Source organism: Nocardiopsis coralli, assembly GCF_014892575.1.
GTDB classification, from domain to species: domain Bacteria; phylum Actinomycetota; class Actinomycetes; order Streptosporangiales; family Streptosporangiaceae; genus Nocardiopsis; species Nocardiopsis coralli.
On sequence record NZ_JADBGI010000019.1, the window covers coordinates 61,859 to 77,110 of the forward strand.

The 15,252-nt window shown below is 70.8% G+C and carries 19 protein-coding genes; 12 read left to right on the forward strand and 7 right to left on the reverse strand.

The features are described 5' to 3' along the window. The first annotated feature begins 2 nt into the window (after positions 1–2). Positions 3–1,022, forward strand: a complete 1,020-nt coding sequence (locus IDM40_RS20040; protein WP_193123564.1) for an NAD-dependent epimerase/dehydratase family protein — start codon at positions 3–5, stop codon at positions 1,020–1,022. Between the two features lie 56 nt (positions 1,023–1,078). Here the strand turns inward: IDM40_RS20040 and IDM40_RS20045 are convergent, their stop codons facing one another. Continuing rightward, entirely contained in the window at positions 1,079–1,450 is a 372-nt protein-coding gene (locus tag IDM40_RS20045; RefSeq protein WP_193123565.1) for a DUF202 domain-containing protein, read from the reverse strand. Then, positions 1,447–1,818: a YidH family protein gene (locus tag IDM40_RS20050; protein WP_193123566.1), complete on the reverse strand. Its 372-nt coding sequence runs from the start codon at positions 1,816–1,818 to the stop codon at positions 1,447–1,449. The genes IDM40_RS20045 and IDM40_RS20050 overlap by 4 nt, the downstream gene beginning before the upstream one ends. Before the next feature lie 200 nt (positions 1,819–2,018). Between IDM40_RS20050 and trxA the strand changes: the two genes are divergently transcribed. From trxA to IDM40_RS20085, 7 genes are all read left to right on the forward strand, one after another. Beyond that, a complete protein-coding gene (trxA, locus tag IDM40_RS20055; protein WP_193123567.1) occupies positions 2,019–2,402 on the forward strand; it encodes a thioredoxin in 384 nt (127 codons plus the stop codon). A gap of 271 nt (positions 2,403–2,673) precedes the next feature. Next, on the forward strand, positions 2,674–3,546 hold the full coding sequence (pstB, locus tag IDM40_RS20060; RefSeq protein ID WP_193123568.1) for a phosphate ABC transporter ATP-binding protein PstB: 873 nt from the start codon (positions 2,674–2,676) through the stop codon (positions 3,544–3,546). Between the two features lie 50 nt (positions 3,547–3,596). Next, entirely contained in the window at positions 3,597–4,361 is a 765-nt protein-coding gene (locus IDM40_RS20065; protein WP_193123569.1) for a response regulator transcription factor, read from the forward strand. A 392-nt stretch (positions 4,362–4,753) separates the two neighbouring features. Beyond that, positions 4,754–5,938 (forward strand): phosphate ABC transporter substrate-binding protein PstS, encoded by a 1,185-nt coding sequence (pstS, locus tag IDM40_RS20070; RefSeq protein ID WP_193123570.1) that lies wholly within the window; start codon positions 4,754–4,756, stop codon positions 5,936–5,938. Between the two features lie 113 nt (positions 5,939–6,051). Beyond that, entirely contained in the window at positions 6,052–7,059 is a 1,008-nt protein-coding gene (pstC, locus tag IDM40_RS20075; RefSeq protein WP_193123571.1) for a phosphate ABC transporter permease subunit PstC, read from the forward strand. Next, positions 7,056–7,964 (forward strand): phosphate ABC transporter permease PstA, encoded by a 909-nt coding sequence (gene pstA, locus IDM40_RS20080; protein ID WP_193123572.1) that lies wholly within the window; start codon positions 7,056–7,058, stop codon positions 7,962–7,964. The genes pstC and pstA overlap by 4 nt, the downstream gene beginning before the upstream one ends. A gap of 86 nt (positions 7,965–8,050) precedes the next feature. Further along, the gene (locus tag IDM40_RS20085) at positions 8,051–8,269 is read left to right on the forward strand and encodes an EF-hand domain-containing protein (RefSeq protein ID WP_193123573.1); all 219 of its coding nucleotides are present in this window, start codon (positions 8,051–8,053) and stop codon (positions 8,267–8,269) included. 15 nt (positions 8,270–8,284) lie between these two features. Here the strand turns inward: IDM40_RS20085 and IDM40_RS20090 are convergent, their stop codons facing one another. Together IDM40_RS20090 and IDM40_RS20095 are read right to left on the reverse strand one after the other, a co-directional pair. After that, positions 8,285–9,001, reverse strand: coding sequence for a spermine/spermidine synthase domain-containing protein (locus IDM40_RS20090; RefSeq protein WP_193123574.1), 717 nt, complete (start codon positions 8,999–9,001; stop codon positions 8,285–8,287). 103 nt (positions 9,002–9,104) lie between these two features. Next, complete coding sequence (locus IDM40_RS20095; protein ID WP_193123575.1) at positions 9,105–9,632, reverse strand: hypothetical protein; 528 nt, start codon at positions 9,630–9,632, stop codon at positions 9,105–9,107. Between the two features lie 54 nt (positions 9,633–9,686). Here IDM40_RS20095 and IDM40_RS20100 point away from each other — a divergent pair, with 54 nt between their 5' ends. The 3 genes from IDM40_RS20100 to IDM40_RS20110 all read left to right on the forward strand — a co-directional run bounded on the left by IDM40_RS20100 (position 9,687) and on the right by IDM40_RS20110 (position 11,918). Then, positions 9,687–11,138 (forward strand): cellulase family glycosylhydrolase, encoded by a 1,452-nt coding sequence (locus IDM40_RS20100; RefSeq protein WP_193123576.1) that lies wholly within the window; start codon positions 9,687–9,689, stop codon positions 11,136–11,138. 69 nt (positions 11,139–11,207) lie between these two features. Further along, complete coding sequence (locus IDM40_RS20105) at positions 11,208–11,417, forward strand: hypothetical protein (protein WP_193123577.1); 210 nt, start codon at positions 11,208–11,210, stop codon at positions 11,415–11,417. Positions 11,418–11,504: 87 nt separating this feature from the next. Beyond that, on the forward strand, positions 11,505–11,918 hold the full coding sequence (locus IDM40_RS20110) for a DoxX family protein (RefSeq protein WP_193123578.1): 414 nt from the start codon (positions 11,505–11,507) through the stop codon (positions 11,916–11,918). Positions 11,919–11,981: 63 nt separating this feature from the next. On the opposite strand, the gene hisG is transcribed toward IDM40_RS20110, so the two are convergent. From hisG to IDM40_RS20125, 3 genes are all read right to left on the reverse strand, one after another. After that, complete coding sequence (gene hisG / locus IDM40_RS20115) at positions 11,982–12,836, reverse strand: ATP phosphoribosyltransferase (RefSeq protein WP_193123579.1); 855 nt, start codon at positions 12,834–12,836, stop codon at positions 11,982–11,984. Between the two features lie 69 nt (positions 12,837–12,905). Next, positions 12,906–13,169, reverse strand: a complete 264-nt coding sequence (locus tag IDM40_RS20120) for a phosphoribosyl-ATP diphosphatase (RefSeq protein ID WP_014913038.1) — start codon at positions 13,167–13,169, stop codon at positions 12,906–12,908. Positions 13,170–13,289: 120 nt separating this feature from the next. Beyond that, positions 13,290–14,114, reverse strand: coding sequence for an SDR family NAD(P)-dependent oxidoreductase (locus tag IDM40_RS20125; RefSeq protein ID WP_193123580.1), 825 nt, complete (start codon positions 14,112–14,114; stop codon positions 13,290–13,292). Between the two features lie 170 nt (positions 14,115–14,284). On the opposite strand from IDM40_RS20125, the gene IDM40_RS20130 reads away from it, so the two are divergent. After that, positions 14,285–14,983, forward strand: a complete 699-nt coding sequence (locus IDM40_RS20130; RefSeq protein ID WP_193123581.1) for a class I SAM-dependent methyltransferase — start codon at positions 14,285–14,287, stop codon at positions 14,981–14,983. The last annotated feature ends 269 nt before the right edge of the window (positions 14,984–15,252 follow it).

Sequence of the window (15,252 nt, forward strand, 5' to 3'; positions counted from 1 at the left end):
CAATGAAGGCTGTAGTCACCGGTGGAGCCGGTTTCATCGGCTCGCACCTGTGCGACCATCTGATCGCCCAGGGGCACACCGTCACCGTCGTCGACGATCTGTCGACCGGGTCCATGGCCAACCTGGCCCAGCTCGGCGAGGACCCCCGCTTCACCTTCGTCCAGGGCGACATCCTGGACCGCGAGCTCGTCGACGGGCTGGTCGCGGAGGCCGACGCCATGTACCACCTGGCGGCCGCCGTGGGGGTCTACAACATCGTGGACAAACCGCTGCGCTCGCTGCGCATCAACCTGCACGGCACCGAGAACGTCGTCGAGGCGGCCGTCCGCCACCGCGTGCCCTACATGGTGGCCTCCACCAGCGAGGTCTACGGCAAGAACGACGCCGACGGCCTCACCGAGGACGCCGACCGCATCTACGGCCCGCCCACCAAGAGCCGGTGGTCCTACGCCGCCGCCAAGGGCCTGGACGAGCTGGTCGCCTACGTGCACGGCGCGGAGTCGGGCGTTCCGTGCGTCATCACACGGTTCTTCAACGTCGTGGGACCGCGCCAGACCGGACGGTACGGGATGGTGGTGCCGCGCTTCGTCGACCAGGCCCTGGCCGGGGAGCCGATCACCGTCTACGGGACCGGGACCCAGCGCCGCTGCTTCGGTTCGGTCTTCGACGTGGTGCCGGCGATGACCCGCCTGATGGACACCCCGCAGTCCTTCAACCGCGCCGTCAACCTCGGCGGCCGCGAGGAGGTCTCCATCAAGGGGCTCGCAGACCGGGTCGTGGAGCTCACCGGATCCGACAGCGCGATCACGTTCGTCGACTACGAGCAGGCCTACGGGGAGGGGTACGAGGACATGCAGCGCCGGTTCCCCGACACCTCGCTGGCCGGGGAGCTCATCGGCTACGAGCCCACCCGGGACCTCGACGCCATCATCAGGTCGATCGTCGACCACAGGGGCGCGGCCCTCGACCGTCCCGTCCCGACGGCCGGGCCCGCGGCGGCGGCAGCCACGGCGGCCGTGTAGCGGCCCGTCCTCGGCCTTGCCGGGGCGCACCCACGAGTGCCCCGGCGGGGCCCGCCTCAGTGCACGAGCACGGTCACGACGAGGACCGCGCTCAGCGCGAACGACACGGCGCAGATCAGGACCATGGCCCACGGCCGCGCCACATTGGCGGGCAGGCCGCCGGTGTCGGGGTCGTGTGTGCCCAGGCCGCTCCGGCGCCACCGCAGCCACAGGTGGGCGCCGATGACGGTGAAGACCACGAGCAGCACCACCATGACCGCGATCCGCAGCTGGGGCGGGGCCTCCGGCACGGCTCCCTCTCCCGGCACGATCGAGCCCCGCAGGTACAGCAGCCCCACCACCAGCACGAGCGCGAGGGTGCGCTGCCACGACAGCAGCGTGCGTTCCGGTTGCAGGCCGGGGTCGGTGCGTTCTCCGGGGGTGCTCACAGCAGGTTCCCGAACAGGACCAGCAGAGACACCAGGGCCACCGCGAACGTGGTGATGAGCGGCAGCAGGCTGAGCTTGAGCGGAGCGCCCCGGCTCATCGCCCTCTGCACCCGCACCCACCGCACCGGCGCGTAGACGGTGATGACCCCGGCCAGAAGTGCCAAGAGCAGACCCACGGCCGTGCGGGTCGCCTCGCTCCACTCCAACGGCAGCAGGTGCAGGACGGCGACGGCGCCGGCGAGGAGTGCCAGGGCGGTGCGGACCCACGCCAGGAACGTGCGTTCGTTGGCGAGGGTGAAACGGTAGTCGACGTCCCCGGAACCGCCCTCGACCGTCGCTCCCCCGGGTTCCGGTGTGCCCGTCTCCATCGTCTGCCTCCCTGGTCAGGCCGGTTCTCCGACCCCCCAGTCAACCCCCTCCTTCCCTTCCGACCCGGTAGGCAGTGTGCGGAGGCCGTGGACACGGGGCCCGGGGCCTGCCCGGAATGCGGTCGGGAGGTGGCTGTGTTGACCGGAGAACGCCTGGTAGTAAGGCCGGGTAGGCGACGCACAACGCACAAGGAGACCACGTGGCCACCGTCGAGCTCACCAAGGACAACTTCGCGGAGACGCTGCAGGACAACGAGTTCGTCCTCATCGACTTCTGGGCGGACTGGTGCGGTCCCTGCCGCCAGTTCGCGCCCGTCTTCGAGCAGTCCTCGGAGAAGCACACCGACATCGTGCACGCGAAGGTGGACACCGAGGCCCAGCGCGAGCTGGCCTTCGAGTTCAAGATCCAGTCCATCCCGACCCTGATGATCGTGCGCGACCGCACCGTCATCTACAACGAGCCGGGCGCCCTGCCCTCGGAGGCCCTGGAGAGCCTGATCACCCAGGCCCGGGAGCTGGACATGGACGAGGTCCGGCAGAAGATCGCCGAGCAGGACGACCAGGAGGGCGAGCAGCAGGCCTGACGCTCCCCGCAGGTTTCCACGGGACCGGTTCCCCGCCAGGTGCGGGGCCGGTCCCGTCGTGTTTTCCGGGGTGGCGCCGGGGACGGACGTCGGACGCGGCGGTGACGTCCGGGCACGCCTTCGGTGACCGGGGACTCCCAGTCCACCTCCCGCGTTCACCTTTGCCACGGGGCTCGTTCACCACGGCTTCACGCCGACCCCTTTGCATGGATAACGACCACGCAGCTCCCGGCTGCGGCCCGAATGCAGCCCGAACCCCGGAAGTGGCTCCATGTCTGTCAGCAACACCGCCGCGAACCCCCGTGACCCCGAGTCGGGTGTCACGGCGCCCGACACCGCCGCGAAGGGGCGGTCCACCCCCGAGCTGGGCGAGCCCGTCTTCGACGTGTCCGGACTGTCCGTCGTCTACGGGACCAACCGGGCCGTGCGCGACGTGGACCTCAAGGTCGGCCCGCAGCAGATCACGGCGATGATCGGCCCGTCCGGCTGCGGCAAGAGCACGGTCCTGCGCACCCTGAACCGGATGAACGACCTGATCCCCGGCGCCCGCGTCGAGGGCAAGGTGACCTACCACGGCGAGGACCTCTACGCCCCCGAGGTCGACCCCATCGAGGTGCGCCGCCGCATCGGGATGGTCTTCCAGAAGCCGAACCCGTTCCCCAAGTCGATCTACGACAACGTCGCCTACGGCCCCCGCATCAACGGCATGCGCGGCAACATGGACGAGATCGTCGAGCAGAGCCTGACCAAGGCCGCCCTGTGGGACGAGGTCAAGGACAAGCTCAAGGACAACGCGTTCGCGCTGTCCGGCGGCCAGCAGCAGCGCCTGTGCATCGCGCGCACGATCGCGGTCAACCCCGAGGTCATCCTCATGGACGAGCCGTGCTCGGCCCTGGACCCGATCGCGACCCTCAAGATCGAGGACCTCATGTACGAGCTCGCGAGCGAGTACACGATCGTCATCGTCACCCACAACATGCAGCAGGCGGCGCGCGTCTCGGACCGCACCGCGTTCTTCACCGCGTCCGTGGACGAGGCCGGCGACCGTTTCGGCAACCTCGTGGAGTACGACGAGACGTCCACGATCTTCAGCAAGCCTTCCGACCAGCGCACCGAGGACTACATCGCCGGACGCTTCGGCTGAGCCGCCCCAGCCCCGGGACCCGCACATCCCTTCGACGAAGTGGACCCCCCATGCCCGCTCTCACACCATCGGTCCCTCGGCCCGCGGAGGCACCGGACGTGCCGGACCCGGCCGGGTCACCGCTCCGGGTGCTGTTGGTGGAACCGGAGTCGGAGCAGTCGCACCAGCTCGTGCTGTCCCTGAGCGGACACGACGTGGACATCACCGTGTGCGCGGACGGCGCCGAGGCGCTGCTGCGTGTGGGGATGGCCCGCCCCGACACCGTGCTGACCAGCGCGGACCCGGCGGAGGTGGAGCTGGAGACACTGGTGCGGGTGATGCGGCGCGTGACCGACATCCCGATCCTCATCGGGGTGGGTACCGGCGACTCGCAGCGGGCCGTGCGGGCCCTGGCCTCGGGTGCGACGGCCTGCGTGAGCCGGCCGTACCGGATCCCGGAGTTGGCGGCGCTGCTGCGCGGTTCCCTGCCGGCCGGGGAGCACGGTGACGGCGACGGTGCTCCGGCGGTGGTGAGGGCGGGTGCGTTGGAGCTCGACGCGCTCGGTCACCGGCTGTTCGTTGACCGCACGCCCGTGGACCTGGCGCTGCGCGAGTTCGGGATCATGGACTTCCTGCTGCGCAACGACGGCCGGGTGGTCAGCCGCGAGGAGCTGTGGACCGGTGTCTGGCACAAACCCCTGCCCCCGGTGAACAACACGATCGCGGTGCACATCCGGCGGCTGCGGCACAAGCTCGGCGACTCCGAGTCCCGGCCGCGCTTCATCCACACGGTGCGCGGGATCGGTTACCGGCTCGACTCGGGCAGCGGCGGATGAACCCCGGGGAACGTTTCTCACGAGGCGGCAAGGAACGTGTTTCCGCGCCTCCCGTCCACCCCGTTCACTTTCCGGACACCCTCGGCGACGAGATGAACGCATACATGAACTGACACCATCGCGGAAAACTCGCGGAAGAATGGACGCACACCGGCGGGGAACGCCGGTGCAGTCGGCGTTCGTGCAGTTCAAGACCGCCCCAATGAAAAAATCGAGGTCGGCGCAGAAAACGCCGACACACGGCCCGTGATCCGATGGTGACCTCGATTAACCGCCCATTCACCGGCTTTCCACCACCCCGCCTCCGAAACGATGGTCCGGCGACGTTCTCCACTTCTACTGTCGTTTTACGTCAGCCCCGACAGTGGTGATTCGACGAGGAGAAACAGGACATGCGCAACGGGCGTTCCAAGCTCGCCGCTCTGGCGGCCATCCCCCTGCTCGCGGCCGCGTGCAGCAACGGGGGCGACGAAACCGACGACGCCAACACCAGCGCGGAGACCCTCACCGGGTCCCTGACCGGTGCGGGCGCCAGCTTCCCGGACCCGCTCTTCCAGGACTGGATCTACACGTACACCAACGACGTCCAGCCCGAGACCAGCATCAACTACCAGAGCGTGGGCTCCGGGGCCGGGATCGAGCAGTTCATGGAGGAGACCGTCGACTTCGGCTCCTCCGAGGAGTTCCTCGACGACGACGCCCTCCAGGAGGCCTCCGACAGCCGCGGCTGCGAGGCGCTGCAGTTCCCCGTCACCTTCGGCTCGGTCGTCATCGCGATGAACAACCCCGAGCTCGACGGGCTGGTGCTGGACCCCGAGGTCCTCGCCGGCATCTACTCCCGCGAGATCACCACATTCGACGACCCGGCGATCGCCGAGCTCAACCCGGACATGGACCTGCCGAGCGACGAGATCGTCCCGGTCCACCGCTCCGACAGCTCCGGCACCACCGCCGTGTTCACCCACTACCTCGCCCACGAGGTCGAGTCCTGGGACGAGGAGTTCGGCGAGGGCAAGGAGCTCGACTGGCCCTCCGGCCTCGTCGGCGGCCAGCAGAACGACGGCGTCGCGCAGGGCATCACGCAGAACCCGGGCGGCCTGGGTTACGTGAACCAGTCCTTCGCCCAGGAGTCGGACATGGCGCTCGCCCACGTCGTCAACGCCGACGGCGAGCCCATCGAGCCGACCACCGAGTCGACGGTCGCCGCCTCCGAGGAGGCCGAGGTCCCGGACAACTTCCAGTTCCACATCGACGACATCGGCGGTGAGGGTTACCCGATCGCGGGCACCAACTGGATCTTCACCTACACCTGCGGCTACGACCAGGAGACCGCCGACGCCCTCGTCGACTTCTGGACCTGGGCCCTGACCGACGAGTCCGCCCAGGAGATCTCCGGCGAGCTCGGTTACGCGCCCCTCGGCGACGAGCTCACCGAGCGCGTCGTGGCCGAGCTGGAGCGCACCAACTCCGAGAACGGCGCCGGTGAGGGCGGCGACTCCGAGGGCGGCGCCGAGGACGGCGCCGGTTCCGAGGACGAGGGCTCCGAGGACGCGGACGCCGAGAACGGCGACCAGTAAGCACCCCCAGCAGCGGGGCCGGGCAGCGCGGCCCGGCCCCGCACCCGGTGCCCGGTAGCAGGGCACCGCCGCCACGCTCTCCGCTCCCCACGAAAGCCATTGAGGAGAAGCACATGCCCACCGAGGCCCCCGAGGCCCCGCAGGCCCCAGAGGAACGCCGGAGGGGGACGCTGACCTCCGGCCGGGGCCGACTCGCCGACCCGATCTTCAAGTGGATCGTCGCCGGCTGCGGGACCCTCGTCCTGATCATCCTGGCCCTGATGGTGATCCGCACGACCTCCGAGGCCTGGCCGGTCTTCGCCAAGGAGGGCTTCTTCGGCTTCCTCCTCGGCGACGAGTGGACCAGCGGCGGATCGCGCACCGAGATCACCGGCACCTACGGGGCCTGGCCGTTCATCTACGGCACCCTGGTCACCGCCGCCATCGCCATCGTCATCGCACTGCCGCTGTCGATCATGGTCGCGGTCTACCTGACCCACATGGCCCCGCCCCGGCTCGCCAAGCCGCTGTCGTACACCGTCGAGCTGCTCGCCGCGGTGCCCAGCGTCATCTTCGGCCTGTGGGGCCTGCACTGGTTCCTGCCGAACGTCATGCGGCCCTTCTTCGACTGGCTCGAGGGCGTCCTCGGGTGGTTCTTCCTGTTCGAGGGGCCCGTGCTGGGGGTGGGCTACCTGCCCGCCGGCATCGTGCTCGCCATCATGATCCTGCCGATCATGACCGCGATCGTGCGCGAGGTCATCGCCGTCCAGCCCCTCGACCAGCAGATGGCCGCCTACGCGATGGGCTCCACCCGCTGGGAGGTCATCACCAAGGTCGTGCTGCCCGCCAGCTTCTCCGGCATCGTCGCCGCAGCCATGCTCGGCCTCGGGCGCGCGCTCGGCGAGACCATCGCGGTGCTCATGCTCATCGGCGGATCGCAGGCCTGGGGCGCCAGCCTCTTCGGCACCGGCAGCAGCATGGCCTCCCACATCGCCGCGACCTTCGGTGAGGCCACCCCCGAGACCCGGACCGCCCTCATGGCGATCGGTGTCGCCCTGTTCCTGGTCACGATGATCGTCAACATCCTCGCCCGCGTCATCGTCTGGCGTCTGGGGCAGACGAAGGGAGACGCCGCCGTATGAGCGTCACCACCGACCGGCCCGCGCCGTCCGCGCCTGCGCCGCTGAGCCAACTGCCCCCCGGCTCCGGACTGCGCCGGTTCAAGAACCGCACCGCGACCGTGGTCCTGACCGGCGCCATGGTGCTGGCGATGATCCCGCTGTTCCTGATCATCTTCGAGGTCGTCAACCGCGGCATCGGCGTGGTCAACCTGGAGTTCTTCACCGAGACCGAGCCTCCCCCGCGCCGCGACGGCGGCGGGTACGTGGCCGGGTTCGTCGGCACGCTGTACATCATGGCCCTGGCGATCCTCATGTCGATCCCGTTCGGCATCGCCACCGCCGTCTACGTCGTGGAGTACGGCCCCAACCGGCTGGCCTCCTCGATCCGGTTCTTCACCGACGTGATGACCGGGATCCCCTCGATCTTCGTGGGTCTGTTCGTGTACGGGCTGCTGGTGATCGGCTGGGGCGGACTGGGCTTCGGCACCTTCGTCGGCGCCGTCGCGATCGGCGTGATGATGTTGCCGATCGTGACGAGGTCCGCGGAGGAGATGCTGCGGCTGGTGCCCGACGAGATGCGCAACGCCAGCTACGGCCTGGGCGCGCGCAAGTGGCAGACCATCATGCGCACGGTGCTGCCCGCGGCCGCGCCCGGACTGACGACCGGGTCGATGCTGGCGATCGCGCGCGGGATCGGTGAGACGGCGCCGCTGATGCTGACCGCGTTCGGGTCCGGGCTGATCGTGACGTCCTTCCAGGGCGAACCGCAGGGTTCTGTGCCGCTGCAGCTCTACCGGGGCGCGGCCCAGCCCTTCGAGGCCGGCATCGACCGCGCCTGGGGCGCGGCGCTGTGCCTGTTCGCGCTGGTGCTGCTGTTCACGATCGCGGCCCGCTGGATCGGCTCGCGCGCCTCGATCCAGAAGTAGGCGCCTTCGACGGGCCGACGGCCCCCGGCCGGGAGCCGGGGGCGGTACTCTGCCCGGGAACTGCCCCCGATCCCCGGAGCGAACCGATGCCCGAGAAGACCGACTACGCCGCCACCTTCTCCCTGGTGGACGCCGACGGTGACGGCCTGATCTCCGCCGACGAGTTCCTCTCCCTCATGCAGAACCTGGGCGAGGAGACGACGCAGGAGCAGGCCGTCGCCGCCGTGCGCGATATGGACACCGACGGCGACGACCGGGTGTCCCTGGCGGAGTTCACCGCCTACATGGGGCGCACCCGCGCGTGAGCCCCGCGTGAGGCCTCAGCGCGGGTCGGACGCGAGGTAGACGACGTCGGGCACACCCCGGGCGACGGGGACCTCGACCACGTCCACGGTCGCGAACCGCTCGCGCAGAACCGTCTCGAAGGCGGCCACCTCGTTCGCGCTCCAGAAGGCCAGGACCCCGCCGGGCGCGAGCAGGCGGGTGAGGCGGTCGAGGCCGTCGGCGCCGTAGAGGTGGTTGTTGCCCTCGACGACGGTCCAGTCGGGGCCGTTGTCGGTGTCGAGGCAGATGGCGTCGTAGCGTTCCGGCTCCCCGGCGCCGGAGGCCTCGGTCAGCCACGCGACGAGGTCGGCGTTGTGGACCCGGCAGCGGGGGTCCTGGTGCACGTACCCGGCGGCCTCTCCGAGCTCGCCCTCGTGCCAGTCGATGACCTGCGGTTCGAGCTCGACGACGTCCACACGGGAGACTCGGGCATGGTCGAGCGCCTCGCGGGCGGAGAAGCCGACGCCGAGCCCGCCGATGAGGACCCGGGCGCGGGAGCGGCCGCGGGGCAGGGCCGTGAGGCTCGCCCGCACCATCTCCCGCTCGGAGGTGCCGTCGCGGGTGTCCATGAGGAAGAGCCCGTTGCTGTAGATCTCGTAGTGCGCACCCACGCGCCGGAGCACGAGGTCGCCCCCGGTCTCGCCGGTGACCCGCGCGAGAGTGACCGTCTCGCCGTCGGGGCCGGGCGTGGTGGCTGTCGTCGGCTGGTCCATCCCCACATTGTGCCCGTGCCCGCACCGGATCCGCGGTGTTACCGGGTTTTGCCGAGAACCCCGTGCGCCGCCGGGGCTGTTCCGGCTCCGTGTGGTGCACCGGCTAGGGCTCGCGCGCGGGTAGGGGCGTGGGCGCGCGCAGGAGCAGGCGGGGCAGGACGCACACCCAGCCGAGCAGGAGCCCCCACAGCAGTGCGGCGAGCAGGCCGCCCAGGAGCATGCCGTACCAACCGAGCGGTCCGAGGCCCATCTCCCAGGCGGGCACGAGCGCCCGCGGCACGTTCGCCGCGGCGAGCCCGACGGTGAAGGCCCACCACCCCGATGCCGAGGAGCGCCACGGGCCGGGGTCCGGGCGGCGCCGCAGGGCACGCGCGGTCCAGGCCGCCGCGACCACCGCCAGCACCACGACGGCCAGGAGCTCGACGGCGACGGTGGCCCCGGGGCGCTCACCGAAGGGCACGAGGGAGAGCCGGGGCACGGCGAAGGGCGCGCCCAGGGCGGTGGGCAGGGTCAGCCAGGCCGCGTGGGCGGCGATCCAGGTGACCAACGCGGTGCTGCCGAAGAACGCACACGGGAGGAGGGCTGCGGCTCCGACGGCGAGGGGGACACGGCTGTTGCGCAGAACCTTCACGTTCTGGAGAGTAGTGGCGTAGGTCCCCTTGTCCCACCCCCCGAAGGGACGACCGTGAAGCGCCGCCTGTTGTTGCCCGCCGTCCTGTGCGCGCTCGCCCTGCTGCTGCCCGGGCTGCTCGCGGTCCTCACCCGCGAGCACACGGACACGGACACGCGCTACATCACCGACGAACAGGGCCGGGCGCTGTTCCTGCACGGGTTCAACACCTCGGGGTCGGCCAAGGACGACCCGGACCGGCTGCCGTGGATCACCGAGGAGGACGTGCGCACCGAGTACGACCTTATGGGGACCAACTTCGTGCGCCTCCTCGTGCAGTGGCAGGCGCTCGAACCCGAACGGGGCACCTACGACGAGGAGTACCTGGATGCCGTCGCCGAACGTGTCGACTGGTACGCCGACCTCGGGTACCACGTGCTCATCGACATGCACCAGGACCTCTACGGGCGCTACACCAGCCCCTCGGAGCACTCCGGCAACGGGGCCCCCGAGTGGGCCACCCACAACGACGGGCTCCGAGTGGAGTCGCAGGAGCAGTGGGAGCTGGTCTACCTCGAGCCCGGCGTGATGCGCGCCTTCGACCACTTCTGGAACACCACCGGCGAGAACCCCGGCCTCATGGACGACTACGCCGAGGCCTGGCGCCACCTGGCCGACCGGTTCGCGGACGAACCCGCCGTGCTCGGCTACGACCTCATGAACGAGCCCTTCGGCGGCAGTCTGCAGGGCCCCGATTTCGAGGCCGGCCCGCTCGCAGAGCTGTACCGGCGGAGCATGGAGCGGATCCGCGAGGTCGACCAGGACACGTGGATCTTCGTCGAGGGGCAGGCCGTCGGCGTCAACTGGGGTTTCCCGTCGGCGCTGCCGCACCTGGAGGACCCGCGCGAGGGCGAGCCGCGCATCGTCTACGCGCCGCACGTCTACCCGCTCCCCATGGATCTCGGGCAGGCCTACGAGGGCGGCACGGGCGAGACCGTCGACGCCTCGATCGACGTGTGGTCGGACAGCGTGCGCACCACCGCCGAGCGCCTGGAGGCCCCGATCGTGCTGGGCGAGTTCGGGCTGGACATGTCCGGGCCGGGCGCCGAGCGCTACGTCGAGCGCATGCTCGAGGAGACCGAGCGGATGTCGTCGGGGCGTGCCTACTGGTCCAACGACCACGACGGGTGGGGCCCGTGGGCGGACGAGGACCTCACCCCGGGCCCCCTCGCCGACGTCATGGACCGCCCCTACCCCCGTGCCGTCGCGGGGCAGCCGCAGGAGATCGGCTACGACCCCGGCCGCAAGACCCTGCAGGTGAGCTGGGCCGAACGCGCGGGGGTGGACGGCCCGACCGAGGTGTACCTGCCCGCCGACGCGGTCCCGGACGAGGGCGAGCTCGACCTGCGCACGGACGCCGAGTGGGACGCGGACTGGGACGAGGAGCTGCGGATCCTCTCCGTGGAGATCCGCGGCGCCGAACCCGGCGACGAGCACACCCTCACCATCGTCCCGGGCTCCGGCTGACACGGGTGTTCCCCTTGGCCGGACACAGGGCTGACGATTACTCTCCGTGATGTCTTATCGCCTTGACGTATGGAGGATGCCGTGTTCCGCAGCGCCCGTGGCGCCCGCAGCGCCCTGATCACCACCGTCTCCGCCGCCGCCCTGGCCCTGGCCGCCGCGCCGGCCGCCGCACAGGACGAGCCGCTCGACGAACACGAGGCCGAGGTCGCCGCCGAGGCGCTGGGCGTCACCGAGCAGGTCGTCACCGAGATCCTCACCCCGCGTTCCTGGAGCGTGTGACGCACCGGAGTCCGTGACCCGCCGTCGGGGCCCCGGAGGGGTCGGCCCTAGGTTGGGGGCGTGGCGCGACCGACGAGAGGAGTCCCCATGACGGAACGGACGACCGGGCGGAGCCTCACGGCCCGCCTGCGCGAGCGCGCACCCCTGGCCCTGGGCGGCGTGTTCCTGGCCGCGGGCGTGCTGCACTTCGCGGCGCCCAAGCCCTTCGAGAAGATCATGCCCCGACAGCTGCCGAAGCCCCGCGCGTGGGTGTACGGCAGCGGTGTCGCGGAGCTCGCCTGTGGGGCGGGCCTGGTCACCCGGCAGAAGTGGGCGGGTCCGGCCAGCGCCGCGCTCCTGCTCGCCGTGTGGCCCGCGAACGTGCAGATGGCCCTGGACTCCGGTTCGGGCCGCCTCCCCGGCCCCGCCGACAGCAAGGCCCTGGCCTGGGGCCGGGTGCCGCTGCAGATCCCGCTGATCTGGGCGGCGCTGCAGTCCCGGCCGAAGGCTCCGAAGGCCTGACCCCGTGGACGACGACGGGCCCCGCCGAGAATCCGGCGGGGCCCGTTCCACGTGCGTGCTGCCTCAGAGGCGGCAGGCGTAGATGTCGGTGACCAGGATGGCGCGGGCGCCGATCTGCCAGAGGTCGTCCATGATCGCCTGCGCCTTCTTGCGCGGGACCATCGACCGGACGGCGACCCAGCCCTCGCGGTGCAGAGGCGAGACGGTCGGCCCCTCCATGCCGGGGGTGAGGGCGACGGCGTCCTCGAGCTGTTCGGCGTGGACGTCGTAGTCCATCATCACGTAGTCGCGGGCGACCAGCACCCCGCGCAGGCGGCGCAGCAGCGTCTCGACCTTGGGGTCCGGCTCCGCGCCGGTGGGGCGGATGACGACCGCCTCCGACTGCAGGATGGGCTCCCCGAAGATCTCCATGCCGGCCTGGCGCAGCGTGGTGCCGGTGGAGACGACGTCGGCGACGGCGTCGGCGACACCGAGCTTGACGGAGCTCTCCACGGCGCCGTCCAGGTGGATCACCCGGGCGTCGATGTCGCGCTCGGCCAGGAAGGAGCGCAGCACCTCGTCGAAGGAGGTCGCCACGCGCTTGCCCTGGAGGTCCTCCATGGTCATGTCACCGCCGCCGGGCGCGGCGAAGCGGAACGTGGACCCGCCGAAGCCCAGCGCGAGGACCTCGTCCACGGGTGCCTGGGAGTCCAGGAGCATGTCGCGGCCGGTGATGCCGGCCTGCAGGATCCCCTCGCCGACGTAGACGGCGATGTCCTTGGGGCGCAGGAAGAAGAACTCGGTCTCGTTGTCCGGGTCGACCATCACCAGGTCGCGGCTGTTCCTGCGCTGGCGGTACCCGGCCTCGCGGAGCATCTCCACGGCGGGTTCGGAGAGCTGGCCCTTGTTGGGCACGGCGATTCGCAGCATCTCGGGCATGTCGGTGTGCTTCCTCGGTCGGTTCTGCGGTGTTCGGGACGTCGCTCGGCCGGTGCCCACGGCACCGGCCTAGAGATGCTTGTAGACGTCCTCGAGGCGCAGGCCGCGGGCCAGCATCAGAACCTGGAGGTGGTAGAGGAGCTGCGAGATCTCTTCGGCGGCCTGCTCGTCCGACTCGTACTCGGCGGCCATCCAGACCTCGGCGGCTTCCTCGACGACCTTCTTGCCGATGGCATGGACACCGGCGTCGAGTTGGGCGACGGTCCCGGACCCCTCGGGGCGGGAGCGTGCCTTCTCGGACAGCTCGGCGAACAGCTCTTCGAAGGTCTTCATGGTCTCTTTCCTCGACCGGCAGTGCACCTCCAGCCTAGGACGTCACGGTGACCGCAGTGTCCACCGACCCCCCGGTGTCCCGGCATGTGGACACCGGTCCGCCGCGTCCCCGGCCCGGCGTCAGGCCATACGCCGCGCGACGGCGCGCACGAGCCACCGGGGCAGCAGTTTCAGGAGCCCGTCGCCGGTCTTGTACTGCAGCCCGGGGACGACGCGGGGGCGCCGGGCCGCCCAGGCGATGAGGGAGTCGCGCACGATGTGTTCCTTCGGCACGAACGCGACCTCGGGGAGACCGCGTTCCTGTACCCCGCGGGTCATGTCGGTGCGCACGAACCCGGGCAGGACCACGGTCACGCTCACCCCGGCCGACCGCACCTCGGCGGCCACGCTCTCGCTCCACAGGGTGAGGAACTTCTTCCCGGCCCCGTAGACCGATCCCCCGGGGTTGACCACGGGTTCGCCGGCCAGGGAGGACACGGTGATGACGCCGAGCCCGTCGGTCTCCCCCGCCGCGCGCCGGGCGATCTGGACCGGGAGCACGGCCCGGGTCAGGCGCAGCACCGAGCGCACGTTGATGTCGATCATGGCGTCCATGTCGTCAGGGTCCTGCTCGGTGAAGGGGCCGCCGTCGCCGCGCCCCGCGTTGTTGACGAGCAGGTCGACGGGGGCGAGGTCGCCGCCGGGCTCCACACGGAGGCGTTCGGCGACCCGTTCGGTGTCCTCCACGGAACCGAGGTCGGCCGGCAGGACCTCCACGGCCACCCCGCAGCGTGCGCGCAGGTCCTCGGCGAGGGCCTCGAGCAGTTCGGCCCGGCGCGCGACCAGGACGAGCGAGTAGCTGCGCTGGGCGAGGCGGCGGGCGTACTCCGCCCCGATCCCGGTGGAGGCGCCCGTGACCAGGGCGGTGCAGGGGCGGGTGGGCGGGGCCGGGCTGCTCTGACTCATGCGCCCACCCTAGGGAAACGGCGGAAGGGTTCCACCGAACGGGCCCCGTCCCACCGGCGACGGTTCCCGGGGGTGCGGTGGGCCTTCACACAGGCCGGGGAGGCCGTTCCCGGGCAGAACACGCCCTACGCCGCTACCCCCGGGACCCCGGCAGGCGCTAGCGTGCGGGTATGTCCGAGACACACAGCCCCACCGGATCCTGCTCCGCCCTCCGGTTGGACGAGCGCCTGCGAGACACCAGGCTCTTCTTCAGTCAGGCTCTCCGCACGTTCAAGGCGACCGGCTCGGTCGTGCCCAGCAGCCCCGCCCTCGCCCACGCCATGGCCGAGCACGTCAGGGAGCGCCCCGTGCCGGGGCAGCCCCTGCGCATCCTCGAGGTGGGCGCCGGCACCGGCGCGATCACACGCGGCCTCGCCGACGCGATGATCCCCGGTGACACCGCCGACCTGGTCGAGTCCAACCCGGAGTTCGCCGCCCACCTGGAGGAGCTGCTCACCACCGACCCCGACCTGGCGCGCATCGAGGCCAACTCGACGGTGCACGCCAAAATGGTCGACGAGATGGGCACCGACCGCACCTACGACGTCATCACCTCGGGGCTGCCGTTCGCCAACTTCGCAGCCGAGGACGTCGAGGGGATCCTGGACTACTACTTCTCCGTCCTGGAGCCGGGCGGCTACCTGTCCTTCTACGGGTACCTGTACACGAAGGAGGTCAAGGCGGTCATCGCCCGCCGCGAGGACTACCTGCGCCAGGCCCGCACCAGCTGGGTCGTGCAGGACTGGATCGACCGCTACGGCGTGCGGTCGGACAAGGTCTACGCCAACGTCCCGCCCGCCTTCGTCCACCACCTGCGCAAGCCCGTCTGAGGCCCCTGCCGATGTGAGACGGCCCCGTCCACGTTCTCTGCCCCGTCCGGGCCGGGGAGTGCGGACGGGGCCGTCGTGCGTCCGGGGGTGTGGTGGGCCCTGGCCGGGCGGCGGTACTTTCGGGGACAAATCAGTCCCTATTCGTGATCCGCATCATCGGCCACCGATGGACCCGAGACCCGTAAAGCGCGGGTAGTCTCGCCTTGGCTTCGTGTGGAACAGGCCCATTCCCGGCACAACGCCGTCCCACGGAGTACACGTCCCGCGCC